Genomic DNA, 17,938 nt, shown 5'->3' on the forward strand with positions numbered 1-17,938 from the left:
TTTTTATCAGCCCGTAAAAGAGAAAAATGCTGGTGAGTGTGGCAGGGGATTGGACGTAACGCGTGGAGTCCGCTAGAGCGTTAAGGACATTCACGCATGTGATGGTTTTGTGACGGTAAAAAGGATAGAGCGATGGTTACGGGCAATGTGGGGGATATGGCCGTAAGACGAGCTGGAAAGGACCGCTTAGAACTCGCTGTAGGGCTTGTTGCAGCAGGTGTTCTAGCGGTGTTAATTGTCATTGCCTTTATCGGGCGGCAGCATCCACAAGACCGGGGCTACCCTCTCCATGCGGCATTTAGTCATATTGATGGGCTTGGCGTGGGGTCGGATGTCCGCCTTGCTGGTGTGACAGTGGGGCATGTGCGGCATTTGCAGGTGGACCCGCATAATTTTCAAGCAGAGGTAACTTTCAGTGTTGCGCCGAATATTCAGCTCCCGGCTGATAGCGGTGCGATTATTACTTCTGATTCTCTCTTAGGGGGGAAATATATTGCCCTCACCCCTGGCGGGGATGCGACCATGTTAAAAGCAGATGGTGTGATTGGGGAAACGCAGGGGGCGATTAGTTTAGAGCAACTTTTGAGCAAGTTTATTTTCTCCGTCACGGATTCATTACAAAAGAAGGCTCCTCCCGCCACGCCGCCTACCGAGCCAAATCCTTCCTCAGCACAAGCCCCTGCTCAACTGACCCCGTGAGACCATTTTTATGGCAGAGCAAGACTGGCTCGATAGTGCAGGGCAGCCGATACATTGTACAGGTAAATTGCGTGTTTTGCGGGAGAATGAGGAGGAGTTACGGCAAGTTATTAAAGAGGCTTGTGCGGATGCCTTATTGATGGATGTAGCCCCTGCTTATTTGCGCCAACATATGGAGCAGCTTATGGCTGCGATAGTCGCAGAGGCCATAGAGGGCACAAAAAGTACCAATGGTGCTGATGCGATGGAACAGGGGGAAGGATGAGGGTTATGGGCGTAAAAAAGCGGCGTTTTAGGGGGCTGGTGGTCTGTTTGTTAGGCTCTATGCTGGGTGGGGCGGTATTATCCTCCTTGCATGCTGAGGGTGTGCGTGCTGTAGCCCCTCCTGCGACGTATCCCGCAACAAGTTGGCAGGGGCGTAATCAGGCGGTGATGCGCATTATGCGGCGGTTGGATTCTCATGTCGGGCTTGTCTCGCTGCATGTTGGGGAGGTGGTGCAATATGGCACTTTGTCCTTAACGTTAGAGCGTTGCTTGCAAAAACCTGAAGGCCTTCCCGCCCAAGCCGCAGCGCAGGTAAAGATTGAGGAAAACCAAGAGGCTGGCAGCCCTACATTTGAGGGATGGATGTTTACCAATGACCCCGCTTTAGGGGCTTATGCTGGGGCGTTGTATGATGTGCAGGTCGTCTCATGCGATGGTGATGCTGTGGCCCCTATGGTAGGGCCGTTGCCCCATCCATCTGTACCGTCGGTTGCAACAGCAGGGGCCCCACATGTGGAGGCCGATGGCGAGGGCAAGTCCTCCTCTCCCACGGCAGGGCAGAATGTTCATCAAGGGGATAATGGGGCATCTGGGCCCGTCTCTTTATTACCGCCAACACCTGCCCCAGCACCGCAGGCTGGGCAGGGTGAAGGGACGCAGCCCTAAGGGGATGGTGTGAGGGGATGAAGTGCTTTTTCCACCCCATAGGGGTATGGTGGATGGAAGCATCGTGATGTTTATAAAAGAAGGAGAGGGACATGCTGTTTACGGATAAACAACAGATACGTGCTGTATGGCGTGTCGGAGGGCTTTATATTCTATCCGCCCTCTTTGCTCTTCTTATTGCCTTCATTGCGGAAAATTTCTTGCATATGGTCCCTTGTGAGCTGTGCTTGTGGGAGCGTGGGCCGTGGCGGGTGCTGATAGGGATTGGCGTGTTGGTTCTGGTCTTTTCCCCGCGTTATGCGCGTTGGCTCGCTTGTATAGGGTTGGTGTGTTTGTTGGTGAGTGTGGGGTTAGGTATTTTGCATGTGGGCGTAGAGCATGGGCTTTGGCCCAGCCCCGCGGCGGAATGCCACGTGACCCCTGTCGAAGCGCATGATTTTAAAGACTGGATGGCACATTTACCCGCTCATCCGACTAAACCTTGCGACCAGCCCGATTACCCGTTGGGTTTGCCTGTGTCACTGACGAGTCTTGCGGCTCTTTATGCGTTTGGTGTGTTTGTTCTCGCACTGTGGGAAACATGGCGGTTATTCCGCTTTGTGCGGCAACAAGTGGACGCATGAGATTATAGATAGAAAGCGCGGGAGGGCGGTTATGGCTTTAGATGAGTTCTTATGCTTATACCGGCAAGGCTTTGCACGGGTTGCTGCATGTACAACGCCGATTGCGCTGGGCGAGCCTCATCATAACGCCATAGTGTTTCAGCAATGGTTAGAGCGGTGCCATGAGCAAGCGGTTGCGATTGCGGTTTTCCCAGAATTAGGGCTGACAGGCTATACGTTGGAGGATTTGTTCTTCCAGCAACTGATGTTAGAGCGCAGCCAAGAGGCTTTGTTAGCCTTGGTGGAGCGCACGGCTCACCTCATGAGCGTTGGCATTGTTGGGATGCCATTGCGTTGGGGGGATAGCCTCTATAATTGCGCGGTCATCTTTCATAAAGGCCGTATTTTGGGCGTTGTGCCGAAGATTATGCTCCCACGTTATCGCGAGTTTTACGAAGCACGGCATTTCACCAGCGGGGCGGGTTGTTCTGGTACGATCAGGCTTGGTACGCAAGAGGTGCCTTTTGGGGCCGATTTGCTTTTTGAGGCAGAGGATATTGCCGGTTTAACCCTCGGGGTGGAGATTTGTGAGGACCTCTGGGCACCGCAACCACCAAGCGGGGCTTTGGCGGTGGCTGGGGCGACCGTTATTGCGAATCTTTCTGCCTCTCCCGTAACGGTTGGGCGCGCCGAGCATCGCGCTTTATTATGTGCTGCACAGTCTATGCGGACGAGTAGTGCGTATCTTTATGCCGCTGCCACGGTGGGGGAATCGACAACGGACCTCGCATGGGATGGGCAGCTTTTGATTTATGAGGCCGGGGAGTGCCTTGCCCAATCAGACCGTTTTGCCCCGAAAGGGGATATGGTGGTCGCTGATATAGACCTCGACCGTTTGCGGCAGGAGCGACTCCAGACGGGGTATTTCGCATCAACTCACGCGAAAAACTTTCGCCGGATTCGTTTTGCCGTAAATCCTCCTCTTCAGGATTGGGGGTTAAAGCGTGAGGTGCCACGCTTCCCCTTTGTGCCTTTGCGCCTTGCCTTATGTGAGCAAGATTGCCGGGAAGCATGGAATATTCAGGTCCATGCTTTGTGCCAGCGGTTAAAAGCCGCTCATGCCAAAACAATGATTATTGGCGTGTCAGGTGGGTTAGATAGTGCGCTGGCCCTCTTGGTGGCGGTCAAAGCGGCGGATTGTCTTGGCTGGGAGCGGACGCAAATTATCGCCCGGACCATGCCCGGCTTTGCCACAGGCGGCGAGTCCCTCGCGTTGGCGCATGGCTTGATGGAGAGTTTGGGTGTGCGTGCTGGAGAGCTGGATATCAGGCCGACCGCGCAGGCCATGTTGGCAGCGATTGATCACCCTTATGGGCGTGGCGAAGCTGTATATGACATTACCTTTGAGAATGTACAGGCAGGGTTAAGGACGGATTTTCTTTTCCGTCTAGCCAATCATCATCAAGGGTTGGTCATCGGTACGGGCGATATGTCCGAGCTAGCTTTGGGCTGGTGTACCTATGGAGTCGGTGACCAGATGGCTCATTATAATGTTAATGCGGGCCTGCCTAAGACGCTCATCCAGCATGTGATTCGCTGGGCCTCGGGTCATGATAAGAGCGTATCCCCGGCAGCGCGTGCGGTGTTGGAGTCGATTGTCGCAGCAGAGATTAGCCCAGAGCTTGTGCCGAATCAGGGGCAGGGTGTGCAAAGTACCCAACAAATGATTGGCCCATACGCGTTGCAAGATTTCACGCTTTATTATGTTCTGCGTTATGGATTCGCACCTAAGAAGATTGCCTTCTTGCAATTACATGCGTGGGGCGATGCAAAAAAGGGTGAGTGGCCCCTTAATTACCCAGAGCAAGACCGTATTGCTTATGATCTGCCAACAATCATCCATTGGAGTCGCGTTTTTCTAAAGCGATTCTTTGGCACAAGCCAATTTAAGCGGTCGGCCATGCCTAACGGCCCGAAAGTTGTTGCAGGGGGGAGCTTATCGCCTCGGGGCGATTGGCGCGCGCCATCGGACGGTACGGCGACTCTATGGTTGGCCGATTTGGATGACATCGAATCGTATAAACTGTGAGATGACAATTCCTTATAAGGGGGTTCTGCGAAGGCAGGGTCGTGATAACTGTGCGCCCCTTATTTGAGCGATGATGCAGAAATCATTATGATAAAGTTAATTTTTTTGTGTGGCCATATAATGCCGCAAGGATAGTCATACAAAAAATCTACTAAAATAAAGAGAAAATAATTTTCTTTATCTGGAAATAAATAAGATTTATTTTTATCAAACAAATATATAAGAAAATTTTTTTGTTATTCCTCTCTATCGTTTCAGTATATTTGTGTGATTTCTATCAAAAATGTATCAAAAAATTGCGTATACATTCTCATTATCAATTTTGAAATCGAATAGAAATTACACACAAAACATTTGTAAGCCATTGGTTAATCTGTTATCTGTTGTTAACAGGTTGCGGGTCATTTCGACCTAATTCCGACAGCGTCTCTTAGGAGGGGCCCTTTGTAGGTTGCCATAAAGTTTTCTCACTTCTGACGTGAGGGAGCCACGAAGGTAGTTAATCTTCTCTCTGTCATCAGAGGGCAAGAAGGGGCCGGAATAAGAGCAGCTTGTCAGTTTGGGTCGTATGATTATGTTGTGTAAGGTGTAGTCTCTTGGCAATTCCAACAGTATCAGGTTTGCGGCAACAGTATTTCTTTGGGCTTCCTAGTCAGGGGGCGCAGGATCTCAGTGCTTTATTTGCAAACTCCTTCCAGTCGCTAATGAACCGTTCCGGTTTTGACGATGACGAAGGTGGGATGTCATCCCTCTCCTCTGGTGTGGGTAATGACGGACTTGACCTTCGGCAGTCTTTGGATTCCGATGACGATTCTCAGGCAAGTTTTCTTGGCGGGCAGGATACAATTTCTGCTGCAGGAGATGGGACCAACGGGAGCTCTAGCCAGCTTTCTCTCGGGGGGACGCTAAGCTTCCTCGGTGGTGTTGGCTCCGGGACGCGTTCGGTCGGGGATAATGCCACCATCTTTGGCACCGCTAATAGCGTGTATCATTACGCTCAGCAGGCAACGGATGGGAGCAGCGTGTTCCGTCCAGAATTTTATGGGGCAGCACCGGGCGCAGATAATATTCTGTTTGATGCTTCGAACTCCCATCAGTCTTTGGATGCGCTTGCTGGCCTTGGGGACACCATCAAAGGTGGTGATGCCTCTGATACGATTTCGGTTCAGAACACGGTTGACGGGACCAATGCTGGCGCGACATTAAGCGGCGGTAGTGGGTCTGCTAATCTCTTCCAGTTCCTGAATAATAAGGGCGGGCATTATACCATCGCCGATTTCGGGAAGGCTGCAGGCAATCAGGTTGGGCTTAAAGCAACTCAGCAGGAGATTGGTCAGATGCTTGAGCATCAGTCAATCACTGGTGGTAATGTGACGGTTGATTTGCCAAACGACCAAGGTCAGATTACCTTCTTGGACCAACAGCAGTTGCATCCTAAAGATTTCCATAGCTTCTAATAGATACTCACCCCTCTTCGGAGGGGTGATTTTTTATGAGCTGTATACAGAGCGTACAAGAATGCCGTCCCGATGGGGCGGTATTTTTTATCTTAATTTTTGGGAGAGTCATTGGCTGGGGCGGGAGGATTCGAACCTCCGCATGGCGGAATCAAAATCCGCTGCCTTACCGCTTGGCTACGCCCCAACGCTGGCTCCTTAATATCCCGAACAGACGAATGGGTAAAGGGTGCGTAAGCGTTTTTTTTACATAAGATGTTATAAAATCTCGTCCTCATCTTTGGGGGCGACATAGTCGGGCAGTCCGCCTTCATCCTGTAAGGGAGAATCGGAGAGGTGATGAGAGGATGCCGCTTTGAGCAAACCCAGCCGCTCCGCACGAGTAAGGGCTTGGTCAAGTGTTTGCATGGTCGTAGTGAGGTCTGGTGAGCTGTCTTTCTCCCAACTGACAATGGTACGCGACCATAAGGCGAGCAGAGCATTTTGGCGGATGATGCCTCCCAAGCCGCGACACTCTAGCCCGGCTGCATCGGCAATCCAGCGTAGGCTTTCCATTGTCGTTGCAGCGAGGAAGGCCGCTAGGGCTGGGTCACGGGGGAGAGTGTGCATGACAGCGCATAGTCCTGCACGATAATCTTGCATTGCATCAAAGCGGCGCATGAGGAGGTCAAAAAGCCGCTCGCGCACGGTGGTGCCATAGCGTTCCCCACAGAGGGCCGCTTCATCAATGTGGCGATTCAGGTGTAATAAAATCATCGCTTTAAAGGGGAAGCGTTGGCGTACACGGGCGAGGGGCAAGCCTGCTTCGCGCGCTGCCTCTACGAGGGAGGTACGCTGCCAACCATGCTGCTGAGCAAGCTGTAACGTGGCATCAATCATCGCCCTGTCAAAAGAAGGGTCGTGGGGGGAATTGGTCATCATTATGCGTTTTATGCCTAAGCGTGTGAGATGGACCGATAGAGCGGGTTATGTTCCACCGGTCCGATGGGATGGTTAATCATCAAGCTCGCGTGAGCGTTTAATCGCAGCTTTGGCCGCTTCAGGGATGAGGCGTGGCCAATGTTCTTCCTTCATAAAGACGCTCAAAGCCGCAGCGGTTGTGCCGTTGGGGCTGGTGACGTTTTTGCGGAGTGTTTCTGCATCTTCAGGAAGTTCATGGAGCATCTTGCCAACACCATAAATCATGCCACGGACAAGAGCGCGTGAAGCATGAGCGTCTAAGCCGAAATCTTGCCCGACTTTCTCCAGCAATTCAGCAAGGTAGAATACATAAGCCGGGGCAGAGCCAGCAATGGCAATGACGGTACGGAGGTCCTCCTCATGCGGGACGGAAACAACGGTACCTACTTGTTCCATCAAGCGGATGGCGAGGTCCTTTTGCGCTTGGCTGACATGGGGGGAGGCATAAAGCCCCGTTGCCCCGGCCCCAACGCAGGATGGCGTATTGGGCATGGTGCGGATGACAGGCATATCCGCACGGCCACACCAGCTTGCTAGTTTTTCGCAGCTCTTACCAGCCATGACAGAGAGGAGAGCTGTATGATTCATCCGCTCGCCCAAAACGGTTTTAAGGGATGAGAGCATCGCCTCTGCCCCCGCAGGTTTAACGGCCAGCACGATAATATCGGGTTTTACGTCAGGCGTAATCTCCTCTGGCGTGCGGAAGATGGTGCATCCTGCCGGGGCGTCTTGGAGCTTACGGTCTAGGATAAAGATGCGCGGCGGGGTTGGGCTGCTTACCCACCCACGCATAAGGGCCCCGCCCATTTTGCCGCAACCAACGAGAAGAAGTGTAGGGATGGTCATGAGGAAACTCCAAAAAGGGATTAACGCTGTGAGGAAGGAGCAGTAAGGCTTTGCTCTAGCTCGTCTAAACGGGCTTCTAGCGCAGCGAGGCGATGCTCGGCCTTTTCTTGAGCGAGGCGAGCGTGGCTTGCCATCTCTTGCACGGCCTCAAACTCATCACGGCGGACAAGATGAAGGGAGAAAAGAATCTCGTTAATCTGGCTGCGAATAAGCGTATGAATCTCCTCGCGTACACCAGTCGCGGCAGAGAACGCCGTTCCAGCAAAGCCGGCTATATCATCGAAGAAACGGGGGCGTATGGCCATATTATTAACTCCTTTATAGGTGGTCTTCCAAAACGGACCTATCTGTCTGCCGCAATTCTTTCAGAAGCAAAGGTAGGTCTGTCAACCAATTCTCCCTCATTTCTGTGCGTTCTTATGTTGGATACTGCTTTCTACCAGACTATACAGGAAGAATGATTATCGTCACCGGTGGAGCCGGATTTATTGGGTCTTGTCTGCATCACGCTCTGTTTCAGCAGGGGCGGCGGACTGTTATTGTGGATTATCTTCACGACCAAGGGAAGTGGCGTAACCTTGCCACGCATCCCCCTCATCTTATCGTGCCGCCAGAGGGCTTAACGGCGTTTTTGGCAGAGGCGAAGGGGGTGGAGGCTGTCATTCATATGGGGGCCATTAGCGAGACTACAGCGCGGGATGGTGACCTTGTATGGCAGAGTAATGTTGCCCTCTCTCAGCAGCTATGGCGATGGTGTGCAGAGCAGGAGGTCCCATTTCTCTACGCGTCTTCCGCAGCGACCTATGGCGCGGCAGACCAACCCGCCCTCTTTCAAGATGGGTTGGAGTCTATCGAGGCGCTCCAACCACTCAATTTATATGGCTGGTCTAAGCACGCGTTCGACCTCTGGGTAAAGCGGACGATAGAGGCGGGCGAGCCTACTCCCCCGCAATGGGCGGGGTTGAAGTTCTTTAACGTCTATGGGCCGAATGAATATCATAAAGGGCGGATGATTTCGGTCATTAAGGTAAAATATGATGAGCTCATGGCTGGCAACCCTGTGCGGCTCTTTCAATCAGATAAACCCGGCTTAGCCGATGGCGAGCAGAAGCGGGATTTCATCTGGGTTGGGGATGTGGTGAAGGTGCTGCTCTGGCTGTTGGAGCATCCTACAGTCAGTGGGTTGTTTAACTGCGGGACAGGGCAGGCACGCTCTTATGAATCCCTTGCGCGGGCTGTATGCGATGCGGCAGGGAAAAGGGTAAATATCGAGTATATTCCTATGCCAGAAAGCTTACAGGGGCAGTATCAATCCTTTACGCAGGCGGATATGAAGGCACTGCGTAAAGCGGGGTATGATGCACCCTTTACCAGCTTAGAAGATGGTATCCGCTTTTATATTAAAGATTATCTGGCATCAGGAAGGCCGTATTTGTGACACAACCGCTTATCTTTCCGGGGTTGGACCCGGTGGCGTTTCATCTAGGGCCATTGGTGGTCCGTTGGTATGCGCTTGCTTATATAACGGCATTTCTCATAGCCCTGCCTATCGCACGGAAGTTGGTTCAATTAGGGCCGAAGGTTGCTACTCGTCTCGCTGTGGATGACTTTCTCGTCTATGCCGTGCTTGGCGTATTGGTGGGGGGGCGTTTAGGCTATGTCCTTTTTTATCGTCCTCTTTTCTTCCTAGCTCATCCGTTGCAGATGTTTGCAACATGGCGGGGCGGTATGTCCTTTCATGGTGGGGCAGCAGGGGTCATTATCGCGCTGGCTTGGTTTACGTGGCGGCGGCGTCTGAACTTCCTTGCCTTTGCGGACCGGATTGTCGTGGTGGTGCCTATTGGGTTGGGGCTAGGCCGTTGTGCTAATTTCATCAATGGGGAATTATGGGGCCGGCCTGTAGTCCATGCGGTGCCATGGGCGATGATTTTCCCAGCCGTTGGGCCAGAGCCGCGCCATCCTTCTGAGTTATATGAGGCCCTAACAGAGGGGCTTTTATTATTCATCATTATGTTGATGGCCGTGGGGCGGCCTGTTTTGCGGGCGCGGGCGGGCTTTCTCTCTGGCTTGTTCCTTTTTGGCTATGCGTTCGCACGCGCCTTTTGTGAGCTGTTCCGCCAGCCTGATGATAATATCGGCTTCCTTGCTGGGGGCACCACAATGGGGCAGTTGCTCTGTGTGCCTATGGCCATCGCGGGGATTGCGCTGATGGTCTATGCCTTCCGCCGTCCTGCGCGGGAGCGTGATTGGGTAACGTCATGAGTTTGCCGCCGGTCATTCATTCATCTTTATTGCCTGTCCCGCATGGCTTTTGCTTGCGGCAAGGCGGTGTGTCACGCGCGCCTTATGAGAGTTTGAATGGCGGGGTCAATACGCAGGATGACCCTACTTATGTGCAGGAAAATAGACGGCGTATTGCCGCACTTGTAGGGGTGGAGGAGGTGCATCTCGCCGCCCTCCAACAAGTGCATGGAGCAGAGGTCGTGACGTTGCGAGGCTCTGAAGATGTGCCGTCCTTCTCTTGTGGTGCTTTGCCAGAAGGGGACGGCCTGGTGACGGACTGCCCCACCATTGCACTAGGGATTGCCACAGCAGATTGCGCGCCTGTGTTATTTGCCTCGCATGATGGGCGTGTTGTTGGGGCTGCTCATGCGGGGTGGCGCGGGGCTGTAGCCGGTGTGTTGGAAGCTACGGTACAGCAGATGCGCGCTTTGGGGGCCGAGGGGATTCGCGCCGTGATTGGTCCGTGCATTGCGCCTGCTTCTTACGAGGTCGGTGAGGATATGCGGTGCGCTGTATTGGCTCATGAGTCCTCTGGGGAGAGGTTCTTTACACCGGCTGCACGCACTGGGCATTACCAGTTCGACCTTCCCGCATTTTGTCGTGCGCGGTTAGAGGCTCTTCATGTGCGCGCAGAGTGGGTAGGGCGTGATACCGCAGCGGAATCATGCTTCTTCAGCCATCGCCGAGCTACGCTGAGAGGTGATGGGCGGACAGGGCGGCAGCTTTCTATTATTCGAGCAATTACACCATCATCGTGATAAAAAAATTGTCTTTTACGTGTTTTTCGGTTAGGGCAGAGCAGCCGTAGGCACCCCTGGAGGCCGTACGGTTATATTCATTTTTAGAACGCAGGAGCGTATAACGTGGCGAAAATAACGACACTGGAGATCTCCCAGCGCGCCAAAGCAGGTAAGGGGGCAGCGCGCGCTACACGACGTGAAGGGCTCGTCCCTGGCGTGGTATATGGTGGTAAGAAGGAGCCGGCCCTCGTCTCCATCGACCCCCGCATCATCATGAAGGAGCTGCATCGCGGTAGCTGGCAGTCTCGCCTTTATCAGTTCAATATTGGTGGTGAGCAAGTTCACGCGCTGATTCGTGATATTCAGTTCCATCCGGTGTCTGATGCGCCGATTCATATCGACTTCCTGCGTTTGGTCCCCGGCCAGAGCGTGCATGTGCAGGTTGGCATCACCTTTACCGGTGAGGAAGACGCCCCCGGCATTAGGCGCGGCGGTGTGCTGAACATTGCTCGTCACTCTGTGGATGTGGAAGTGCCTGTTGAGAATATTCCAGAGCATTTCACTGTGGACCTCAGCAAGCTAGACATCAACGACAATGTGCGTTGGGATGACCTCCAAGGCACGGAGCATGCAACACCAACGCTGCATATCCCCAACTTTGTGATTGCCTCTATCGCTCCGCCAACAGTGGAGGAGGAGCCTGAGGCCGGTGCTGAGGCTGAAGGCGCAGCGGCTCCTGCTGAGTCCAAATAAAGAGGTTATGCGGTTGTGAAGCTCTGGATCGGACTCGGTAATCCGGGGGCGTCAATGAGCCGCAACCGGCATAATATCGGCTTTATGGCCGTTGATGCGATTGCGCTACGCCACGGTTTTAGCCCGTGGCGTAAGCGTTTTCGCGGGGAGACGGCAGAAGGTATGGTCGGGCGGCAGAAGATTCTTCTCCTCAAGCCGCTGACCTACATGAATCTCTCTGGCGAGAGCGTGCAGCAAGCCGCGCATTTTTATAAAATCCCCCTTGAGGATATGACTGTTTTTCATGACGAGTTGGACCTCGCTTTTGGGAGAATGCGCGTCAAGCAAGGGGGCGGTGCAGCGGGCCATAATGGGTTGCGCTCTATGGATAAAGCATTGCCTAGCCCTAATTATTGGCGGGTGCGTCTAGGCATTGGCCATCCCGGTAGCCGGGAGCGGGTGCATGGCCATGTGTTGGGGGACTTCTCTAGCACGGAGCGGCCAGATTTAGAGCGATGGTTAGATGAGCTGGCCTATGCGACTCCATTACTCGCGCAGGATGAGCCAGAAGCCTTTATGACAAAGACAGCTCTGTGGCGGAGCTAAGGTAAATTGTAATATGCGCGTTGCTATGGGATAAAGGCAGACCATAAAACAGCGGCATTTTAGGAAAATGGGAGAGAGTGCATGGGGTTCAATTGTGGGATCGTGGGCCTCCCCAATGTTGGCAAATCCACCTTGTTTAATGCGTTGACGCAAACGGCCTCGGCGCAATCGGCAAATTATCCTTTCTGCACGATCGAGCCTAATACGGGCCGCGTGGCTGTGCCTGATGAGCGGCTAGAGGTCCTTGCTAAAGTGGGGCAGTCCCAGCGTATTTTACCCACGAGCCTAGAGTTTGTGGATATTGCTGGTCTGGTGCGGGGGGCCTCCAAAGGGGAAGGACTTGGTAATCAGTTCCTTGCGAATATTCGTGAGGTGGACGCCATCATCCATGTGCTGCGTTGTTTTGAAGATGATGACATTACCCATGTAGAGGGTGGTGTGGACCCTGTGCGTGATGCTGACATCATCGAGACAGAATTAATGCTGGCGGATTTAGAAAGCTTAGAACGCCGCAAAACAGGTTTGGAAAAGCGCGCCCGTGGCAATGACCGTGAGGCGAAAGAGCAGCTAGAGCTTATGGAGCCTCTATTAGCGGCGTTGCAAGCAGGCAAACCAGCTCGCACGGCCATCCCTGCGGGGAAGGAGGTTGAAGTTGCGCGCCTTCAGCTTATGACAACAAAGCCTGTTCTTTATGTCTGTAATGTGGAGGAGGCCGCGGCTTCCACCGGTAATGCCCTTTCAGAAAAGGTGAAAAAACGCGCCGAGGCAGAAGGGGCGGGCGTTGTGATTGTTTCTGCGGCGATTGAGGCAGAAGTCAGTCAGCTTGAGGAGGAGGAGCGCATTGAGTTCCTCGATGGTTTGGGGCTGAAAGATAGCGGATTGGACCGCGTAATTGCTGCTGGCTATCGGCTTTTGGGCCTGCAAACCTATTTTACTGTTGGGCCAAAAGAGACACGCGCTTGGACAATCACCGCGGGCACTAAAGCTCCCCAAGCCGCGGCCGTGATTCATAATGATTTTGAGCGTGGCTTCATTGCGTGTGAGACCATCGCTTATGATGATTATGTCACCTATAAAGGCGAGGCTGGTGCGCGTGAGGCTGGTAAATTGCGCGTAGAGGGCAAGAATTATGTCGTACAAGATGGCGATGTGCTGCTCTTCCGCTTTAATGTGTGATTGTTATTGATGAAGGCACAGACCGTTCATCGCTCATCGCGTAAGCGTCCTTTAGGGGCAGCAATGTCGCGATTCGGCGATGGGCGGCATATGCGTATCGGTCTCCTTGGGGGGTCGTTTAATCCAGCGCATGAAGGGCATATTCAACTTGCCCGTAAAGCTCTGGCACATTTGCAGCTCGATCAAGTTTGGCTGATGGTCTCGCCGAGGAATCCGCTAAAATCCCGCATAGGGATGGCCCCTTTTGCGCAGCGTTTAGCCAGCGCGCGGCACCTTGCTGATGGGCGGCGCATCATCGCTGTGGATATTGAGCATCAATTAGGCCAGCATTTTACGGTTAAGACAGTGGCGTTGCTCAAGCAGCGTTTCCCTCATTGTCGTTTTATATGGCTTATGGGGTCGGATGGCCTAGCGCAGTTCTCCCGCTGGCGTGGTTGGCGGAAGCTGGCTCATTTGGTCCCCATAGCGGTATTACCGCGGCCTGGAAGTGTCATCCCTGCGCTAAAAGGGCGCGCGAGTTCTGTTTTGCGGCGGTATCGTCATGATGGCAGGGCAGCGTCTCTTTTGCTAAAAGCAGAAGGGGGGCCGGGCTGGACCTTTTTACTAGCCCCTCAAAACGCTATTTCATCAACGGCTTTGCGCGCCATTAGGAGTAAAAACGATTATCACCATGACTAAATCCTCCTCCCCTTCGTCTCATGAGGCACGGTTGGCCCGCCTTTTATCCGTCATTACCGAGAGTTTGGATGAGGATAAAGCTGAGAATATCATTACATTGGACCTGACAGGCCGCGCCGGTTTTGCGGAGCGCATGGTTATTGCCTCTGGTATGTCTGAGCGTCAGATTTCCGCTATGGCCCACCATTTAGAAACCCGTTTAAAAGAAGAGTCGCTAGCTCGCCCGCAGATTGAAGGGGAACAAGGGAGCGATTGGGTTTTGTTGGATGCTGGCGATGTTGTAGTACATCTCTTTATGCCAGAAAGCCGGGAGCTTTACGCGTTAGAGCGCATGTGGGGCGGCGATTTTGACCATGCGGATGAAGAAATCGCCGTTGAGTAAGAGACAACAAGGCGTGGGGCATATGGGATGAAGCTCATCGCCGTTGGGAAGTTAAAAGCTGGGCCAGAGCAAGAGTTACTCGCACGTTATAGGGCACGGCTGCGGCCCAAGCTTGAAGTTGTTGAGGTTGCTCAAGGGCGTGGCTCCCCTACTGAACAAAAACGGCGAGAGGCTGACGCCCTTTTAGCGGCCTGTCCCGATAATGCGTTTGTTATTGTATTGGATGAAGGTGGCCCGCTGATGGATAGTCCCGTTTTTGCTGCAAAGTTACAGCAATGGCAGGAAACAGGCCGACTTGTGTGCTTCATGATTGGCGGGGCAGAAGGGCTAGATGCCGCTATTATTCAGCGCGCCGATGCTCTTTTCTCACTAGGCAAGCTGACATGGCCTCATATGCTTGTGCGTGTGATGCTCGCAGAGCAGCTTTTCCGAGCGCAAGCGATTCAAACGGGGCATCCATATCATAAAGCCGGGCGTCCCTAGGGGGGGGGCGGCTTTTAAGGAAGTTTTTTCTACAGAGGTCTTATTGGAGAGAGCGGCTCGGGGCTTCCTCGCCAAAAATATCGGAAGGAACAGAGGCCGTCTCTAGGTGGGTGTTTTCTGCCAATACGTTACGAATAGGTGCATTGACAGGCTGGCTCCCTTCGCTGCGCGCATAAATAAAGCCATGTGTTGGGTAGATGCTTCCCAAGCGGCCATCATTACCAGCAAGAGCCACGCGAACAGCTGACCAATCATTGGCAGGAGAGACATCCACAACACGCACATTACGGCTGACGCCGTTGGAGCTCCAATGGGATTGGTCAATGAGGATGGTGCGGCTATCAATCTGTTTGCGGACCACAGCGACATGGCCGAGAGGCATGTGGCGTGTGGGACGGAAGCTTAGCACAGCTCCCGCCTCTGGTTGTGTACCACGGGCATAAATCCCTTCAGCATGGCTCCACCAGTCACGTGCATTCCCACGAATATTGAAATCTGTATTTTGACGGACGAAAGCAACACACTGGAGAATATGCCCGTGATGACGGGATGTTCTATGGCTTCCATGACCTGTTTTTATCAATCGGCTTGCGTGACGCGTATAATGACGTGCTTCTGCGTTAGGGGTACAACAGGCCGCTGCAGAAAAAATCAAGCATGATAAAAATAACCGCTTACCGGTACGGCGCATGGTGCATCTTCCCGTCTTACAAATCCAAACCGAAATGAATGTCGTTTTACCCGACGATGAGGAGGGATATACCAGAGACTCTATCTTTATGACAAGTTAAATATCAGCTTTTCATGAGCATATAATCTAAACAAGATTTAACATTGGTAAACATAAATAATAAAGAAAGATTTTGAGAAGAATAAAAAAGACCTTAACTAAATATTTACCAACAATATAGAAAGAGAGACATAATCTTCGATTGTAAAGATGGTGCAGATATTAAGCTCGCTTCATTTAACTTTTATTTTAAAGAATATTTTGTCAAAAATAAGGCTCTTCGCCGTGATAAGGGGTCATTTCTTGTTGAATGTCATGAGAGCCTATAAATTATAGGGGCAATATAACATGGATTATAGGTTTTTTCATGACATTAACGCTGCGAAAAGTAACCGTTACACCGATTCGGCAAAATTGCACTATCCTGTCAGACCAGTTGGGTCGTGCAGTTATTGTTGATCCCGGTGGGGAGAGCGTGCGCTTAGCCCAAGAGCTGGAGGGGCTACAGTTAGAGGCGATTCTGCTCACTCATGGGCATTTAGACCATGCAGGTGGTGCGGCAGACCTCAAAAAAATAGTGGAGGCGCGGCAAAAAAGCGAGTTTCCGATTCTTGGGCCCCTCAAGGAGGATTCGTTTCTTCTGCAAAGGATTGAAGAACAAGCCGCCACATTGGGGTTAGAGGGGATGAAAAGTGTAGAGCCCGATCGCTTTCTGCGTGATGGGGAGATTCTGTCTTTCTTAGGGTGCAAGATAGAAGTCGCACATATTCCCGGTCATACACCGGGGCATGTTGTGTTTTTATGGCATGAGGAAAAGCTTGCTTTAACGGGGGATACGCTCTTTCGTGGCACTGTGGGGCGGACGGACTTCCCTTATGGGGATGGGCGTCAGTTGTTAGAAGGCATTTGGGAGCGGCTGTTTTGCTTGCCAGATGAGACAGTCGTTTTGCCCGGGCATGGCTTACCCACCACAATAGGTGAGGAACGTCGCCATAATCCAGCCTTCCAACGGTAGGGCTTTAAGGAGGAGAGAGCTGTGAAATTAGGAAAGATAATAGGGTATTGTATCCTTATTCTTGGAGGCTGCTGTGGGGGATTTTATAGTACGCAGGCGGCAGAGCCCATAACACAAGCACAACCTCCTTTACCGTCCGTTTCTTTAACGATTACCGACCAAAAAGGACAAAAACATCCTTTTACGGTAGAGCTCGCCAAGACCCCACATGAGCAAGAGGTTGGGGAGATGTTTCGCAAGCAGATTCCTGCCAATCAAGGCATGTTATTCATTTGGCCGGTCGCGCAAAACACCGCCATGTGGATGAAGAACACTTATGTATCGCTTGATATGGTCTTTATAGATGATCAGAATCGTATTCATGCGATAGAAGAGCGCACAACCCCTTTAAGTGAAGGCATTATTAGTAGTCATGGTCCTGTTCGTGCTGTGTTAGAACTACCTGCGGGTACGACCGAAACTTTAGGGATTGTTGTTGGGGATCGCGTTACAAGTCTTGCTTTGTCAGGCTCCGTAGAGTGAGTAATTCACGGGTAGCGTTCATAACGGGCGTTGCAGGCTTTATTGGCTCTTATGTCGCACGGGCTCTATGTACACAGGGCTGGAGCGTTTTAGGAATCGACACAGAGCAATCAGCCCCCGCCCTAGCCCCTTTAAGGCTTGCTTCCTTACGGGGGATGGCGCGGTTTCAATATGTTAAAATGGATGTATGCGACCAAGACGCTCTCACAACGCTCCTCGCCAAACATACAGAAATTGATACGGTGTTGCATTTCGCGGCGCGAGCAGGCGTGCGGCAATCGCGCCTGAATCCTCATGCCTATATTAAGGATAATATAGCAGGGCAGGTGTCCTTATTAGAAGCATGCCGTGTTTTACCGCATTTAAGGCACAGCCTTTATGCGTCTTCGTCTTCGGTTTACGGACCAGCGACTCCGTTGCCATTTTCCGAATCCGTGCCTTTAGAAGGGCAGGCGTCCTTTTATGCAGCAACTAAACGGATGAACGAACTTACTGCGCAGACATACAGTCATCTTTACGGGTTTGCGCAAACAGGCTTACGGTTTTTTACAGTCTATGGCCCAATGGGGCGACCCGATATGGCGTGTTATGGTTTTGCCCGCGCGATTCGGGATGGTATTCCCCTGACATTGTGGGACGAAGCCGGCCTCGCACGGGACTTCACCTATATTGATGATGTTGTAGAGGCGATTCTCTTATTGATGGATACACCACCTCAGCGGGGCACAAGCCGCGTATTTAATGTTGGCTATGGTCAGCCACGCCCTGTGGCGGAGCTTATCAAGGGGCTAGAGGTAGCTTTGGGTCAAAAGGCTATTGTGCAGAGAGCTCCAAAACCATTCGAAGATGTTTTAAAAACATGGGCTGATACAACATTGCTTCAGCAAACTGTTCCATGGCGCGCTCGGACCTCGCTGGAGGATGGCGTACAGAGTTTTGGTGCGTGGTTCATGCAAAACTCACCTTTATGAGAGGAATGAAAAGTTTTTTTCATTTTCCTATTTTTTG

General features: G+C 52.3%; 22 protein-coding genes and 1 tRNA gene. 18 read left to right on the forward strand and 5 right to left on the reverse strand.

Translation table 11 applies throughout. The features are described from left to right. Positions 1–132: 132 nt before the first annotated feature. From mlaD to NQF89_RS01905, 6 genes are all read left to right on the forward strand, one after another. Positions 133–699, forward strand: coding sequence for an outer membrane lipid asymmetry maintenance protein MlaD (mlaD, locus tag NQF89_RS01880; RefSeq protein ID WP_155572476.1), 567 nt, complete (start codon positions 133–135; stop codon positions 697–699). Between the two features lie 10 nt (positions 700–709). Beyond that, the gene (locus NQF89_RS01885) at positions 710–964 is read left to right on the forward strand and encodes a hypothetical protein (RefSeq protein WP_155572475.1); all 255 of its coding nucleotides are present in this window, start codon (positions 710–712) and stop codon (positions 962–964) included. A 5-nt stretch (positions 965–969) separates the two neighbouring features. Further along, positions 970–1,629 (forward strand): DUF2155 domain-containing protein, encoded by a 660-nt coding sequence (locus tag NQF89_RS01890; protein ID WP_196424550.1) that lies wholly within the window; start codon positions 970–972, stop codon positions 1,627–1,629. 92 nt (positions 1,630–1,721) lie between these two features. Then, positions 1,722–2,252 (forward strand): disulfide bond formation protein B, encoded by a 531-nt coding sequence (locus NQF89_RS01895; protein WP_155572473.1) that lies wholly within the window; start codon positions 1,722–1,724, stop codon positions 2,250–2,252. A 31-nt stretch (positions 2,253–2,283) separates the two neighbouring features. Further along, positions 2,284–4,320 carry an NAD(+) synthase gene (locus NQF89_RS01900; RefSeq protein ID WP_155572472.1) on the forward strand — a complete coding sequence of 679 codons (2,037 nt, stop codon included), beginning with the start codon at positions 2,284–2,286 and terminating at the stop codon, positions 4,318–4,320. Between the two features lie 596 nt (positions 4,321–4,916). Next, positions 4,917–5,777, forward strand: coding sequence for a hypothetical protein (locus tag NQF89_RS01905; protein ID WP_155579803.1), 861 nt, complete (start codon positions 4,917–4,919; stop codon positions 5,775–5,777). Positions 5,778–5,889: 112 nt separating this feature from the next. Here the strand turns inward: NQF89_RS01905 and NQF89_RS01910 are convergent. From NQF89_RS01910 to NQF89_RS01925, 4 genes are all read right to left on the reverse strand, one after another. Beyond that, positions 5,890–5,964: transfer RNA gene (locus NQF89_RS01910), tRNA-Gln, on the reverse strand. Positions 5,965–6,035: 71 nt separating this feature from the next. After that, positions 6,036–6,698: a TetR family transcriptional regulator gene (locus tag NQF89_RS01915; RefSeq protein WP_230880549.1), complete on the reverse strand. Its 663-nt coding sequence runs from the start codon at positions 6,696–6,698 to the stop codon at positions 6,036–6,038. A 72-nt stretch (positions 6,699–6,770) separates the two neighbouring features. Continuing rightward, complete coding sequence (gene proC / locus NQF89_RS01920; protein ID WP_155579804.1) at positions 6,771–7,583, reverse strand: pyrroline-5-carboxylate reductase; 813 nt, start codon at positions 7,581–7,583, stop codon at positions 6,771–6,773. Between the two features lie 20 nt (positions 7,584–7,603). Then, positions 7,604–7,888 carry an accessory factor UbiK family protein gene (locus tag NQF89_RS01925; RefSeq protein ID WP_155572469.1) on the reverse strand — a complete coding sequence of 95 codons (285 nt, stop codon included), beginning with the start codon at positions 7,886–7,888 and terminating at the stop codon, positions 7,604–7,606. A gap of 152 nt (positions 7,889–8,040) precedes the next feature. Here NQF89_RS01925 and rfaD point away from each other — a divergent pair, with 152 nt between their 5' ends. The 9 genes from rfaD to NQF89_RS01970 all read left to right on the forward strand — a co-directional run bounded on the left by rfaD (position 8,041) and on the right by NQF89_RS01970 (position 14,663). Next, entirely contained in the window at positions 8,041–9,021 is a 981-nt protein-coding gene (gene rfaD, locus NQF89_RS01930; RefSeq protein WP_155572468.1) for an ADP-glyceromanno-heptose 6-epimerase, read from the forward strand. Further along, positions 9,018–9,845, forward strand: coding sequence for a prolipoprotein diacylglyceryl transferase (gene lgt / locus NQF89_RS01935; protein WP_266137363.1), 828 nt, complete (start codon positions 9,018–9,020; stop codon positions 9,843–9,845). The genes rfaD and lgt overlap by 4 nt, the downstream gene beginning before the upstream one ends. Further along, positions 9,842–10,624, forward strand: coding sequence for a peptidoglycan editing factor PgeF (gene pgeF / locus NQF89_RS01940; protein WP_155572467.1), 783 nt, complete (start codon positions 9,842–9,844; stop codon positions 10,622–10,624). Before lgt ends, pgeF begins: the two co-directional genes overlap by 4 nt. 105 nt (positions 10,625–10,729) lie before the next feature. Beyond that, positions 10,730–11,359, forward strand: coding sequence for a 50S ribosomal protein L25/general stress protein Ctc (locus NQF89_RS01945; RefSeq protein WP_266137364.1), 630 nt, complete (start codon positions 10,730–10,732; stop codon positions 11,357–11,359). A 15-nt stretch (positions 11,360–11,374) separates the two neighbouring features. Further along, positions 11,375–11,944: an aminoacyl-tRNA hydrolase gene (gene pth, locus NQF89_RS01950; protein ID WP_266137365.1), complete on the forward strand. Its 570-nt coding sequence runs from the start codon at positions 11,375–11,377 to the stop codon at positions 11,942–11,944. A gap of 81 nt (positions 11,945–12,025) precedes the next feature. Further along, the gene (gene ychF / locus NQF89_RS01955) at positions 12,026–13,120 is read left to right on the forward strand and encodes a redox-regulated ATPase YchF (RefSeq protein ID WP_099026660.1); all 1,095 of its coding nucleotides are present in this window, start codon (positions 12,026–12,028) and stop codon (positions 13,118–13,120) included. A 90-nt stretch (positions 13,121–13,210) separates the two neighbouring features. Then, positions 13,211–13,798 carry a nicotinate-nucleotide adenylyltransferase gene (locus NQF89_RS01960; RefSeq protein ID WP_407652343.1) on the forward strand — a complete coding sequence of 196 codons (588 nt, stop codon included), beginning with the start codon at positions 13,211–13,213 and terminating at the stop codon, positions 13,796–13,798. Beyond that, complete coding sequence (gene rsfS / locus NQF89_RS01965) at positions 13,791–14,180, forward strand: ribosome silencing factor (protein ID WP_155572466.1); 390 nt, start codon at positions 13,791–13,793, stop codon at positions 14,178–14,180. The genes NQF89_RS01960 and rsfS overlap by 8 nt, the downstream gene beginning before the upstream one ends. A gap of 27 nt (positions 14,181–14,207) precedes the next feature. Continuing rightward, positions 14,208–14,663: a 23S rRNA (pseudouridine(1915)-N(3))-methyltransferase RlmH gene (locus NQF89_RS01970; protein WP_155572465.1), complete on the forward strand. Its 456-nt coding sequence runs from the start codon at positions 14,208–14,210 to the stop codon at positions 14,661–14,663. Positions 14,664–14,703: 40 nt separating this feature from the next. On the opposite strand, the gene NQF89_RS01975 is transcribed toward NQF89_RS01970, so the two are convergent. After that, on the reverse strand, positions 14,704–15,354 hold the full coding sequence (locus tag NQF89_RS01975; protein ID WP_266137366.1) for a CHAP domain-containing protein: 651 nt from the start codon (positions 15,352–15,354) through the stop codon (positions 14,704–14,706). A 406-nt stretch (positions 15,355–15,760) separates the two neighbouring features. Between NQF89_RS01975 and NQF89_RS01980 the strand changes: the two genes are divergently transcribed. From NQF89_RS01980 to NQF89_RS01990, 3 genes are read left to right on the forward strand one after another with little or no spacing between them, the layout of a single operon-like run. Continuing rightward, positions 15,761–16,408: an MBL fold metallo-hydrolase gene (locus tag NQF89_RS01980; RefSeq protein WP_155572463.1), complete on the forward strand. Its 648-nt coding sequence runs from the start codon at positions 15,761–15,763 to the stop codon at positions 16,406–16,408. Between the two features lie 21 nt (positions 16,409–16,429). After that, the gene (locus NQF89_RS01985) at positions 16,430–16,930 is read left to right on the forward strand and encodes a DUF192 domain-containing protein (RefSeq protein ID WP_407652336.1); all 501 of its coding nucleotides are present in this window, start codon (positions 16,430–16,432) and stop codon (positions 16,928–16,930) included. Continuing rightward, a complete protein-coding gene (locus NQF89_RS01990; protein WP_266137367.1) occupies positions 16,927–17,901 on the forward strand; it encodes an NAD-dependent epimerase/dehydratase family protein in 975 nt (324 codons plus the stop codon). The genes NQF89_RS01985 and NQF89_RS01990 overlap by 4 nt, the downstream gene beginning before the upstream one ends. Positions 17,902–17,938 lie beyond the last annotated feature (37 nt).

Source organism: Bombella pollinis (assembly GCF_026385485.1).
Lineage (GTDB): Bacteria > Pseudomonadota > Alphaproteobacteria > Acetobacterales > Acetobacteraceae > Bombella > Bombella pollinis.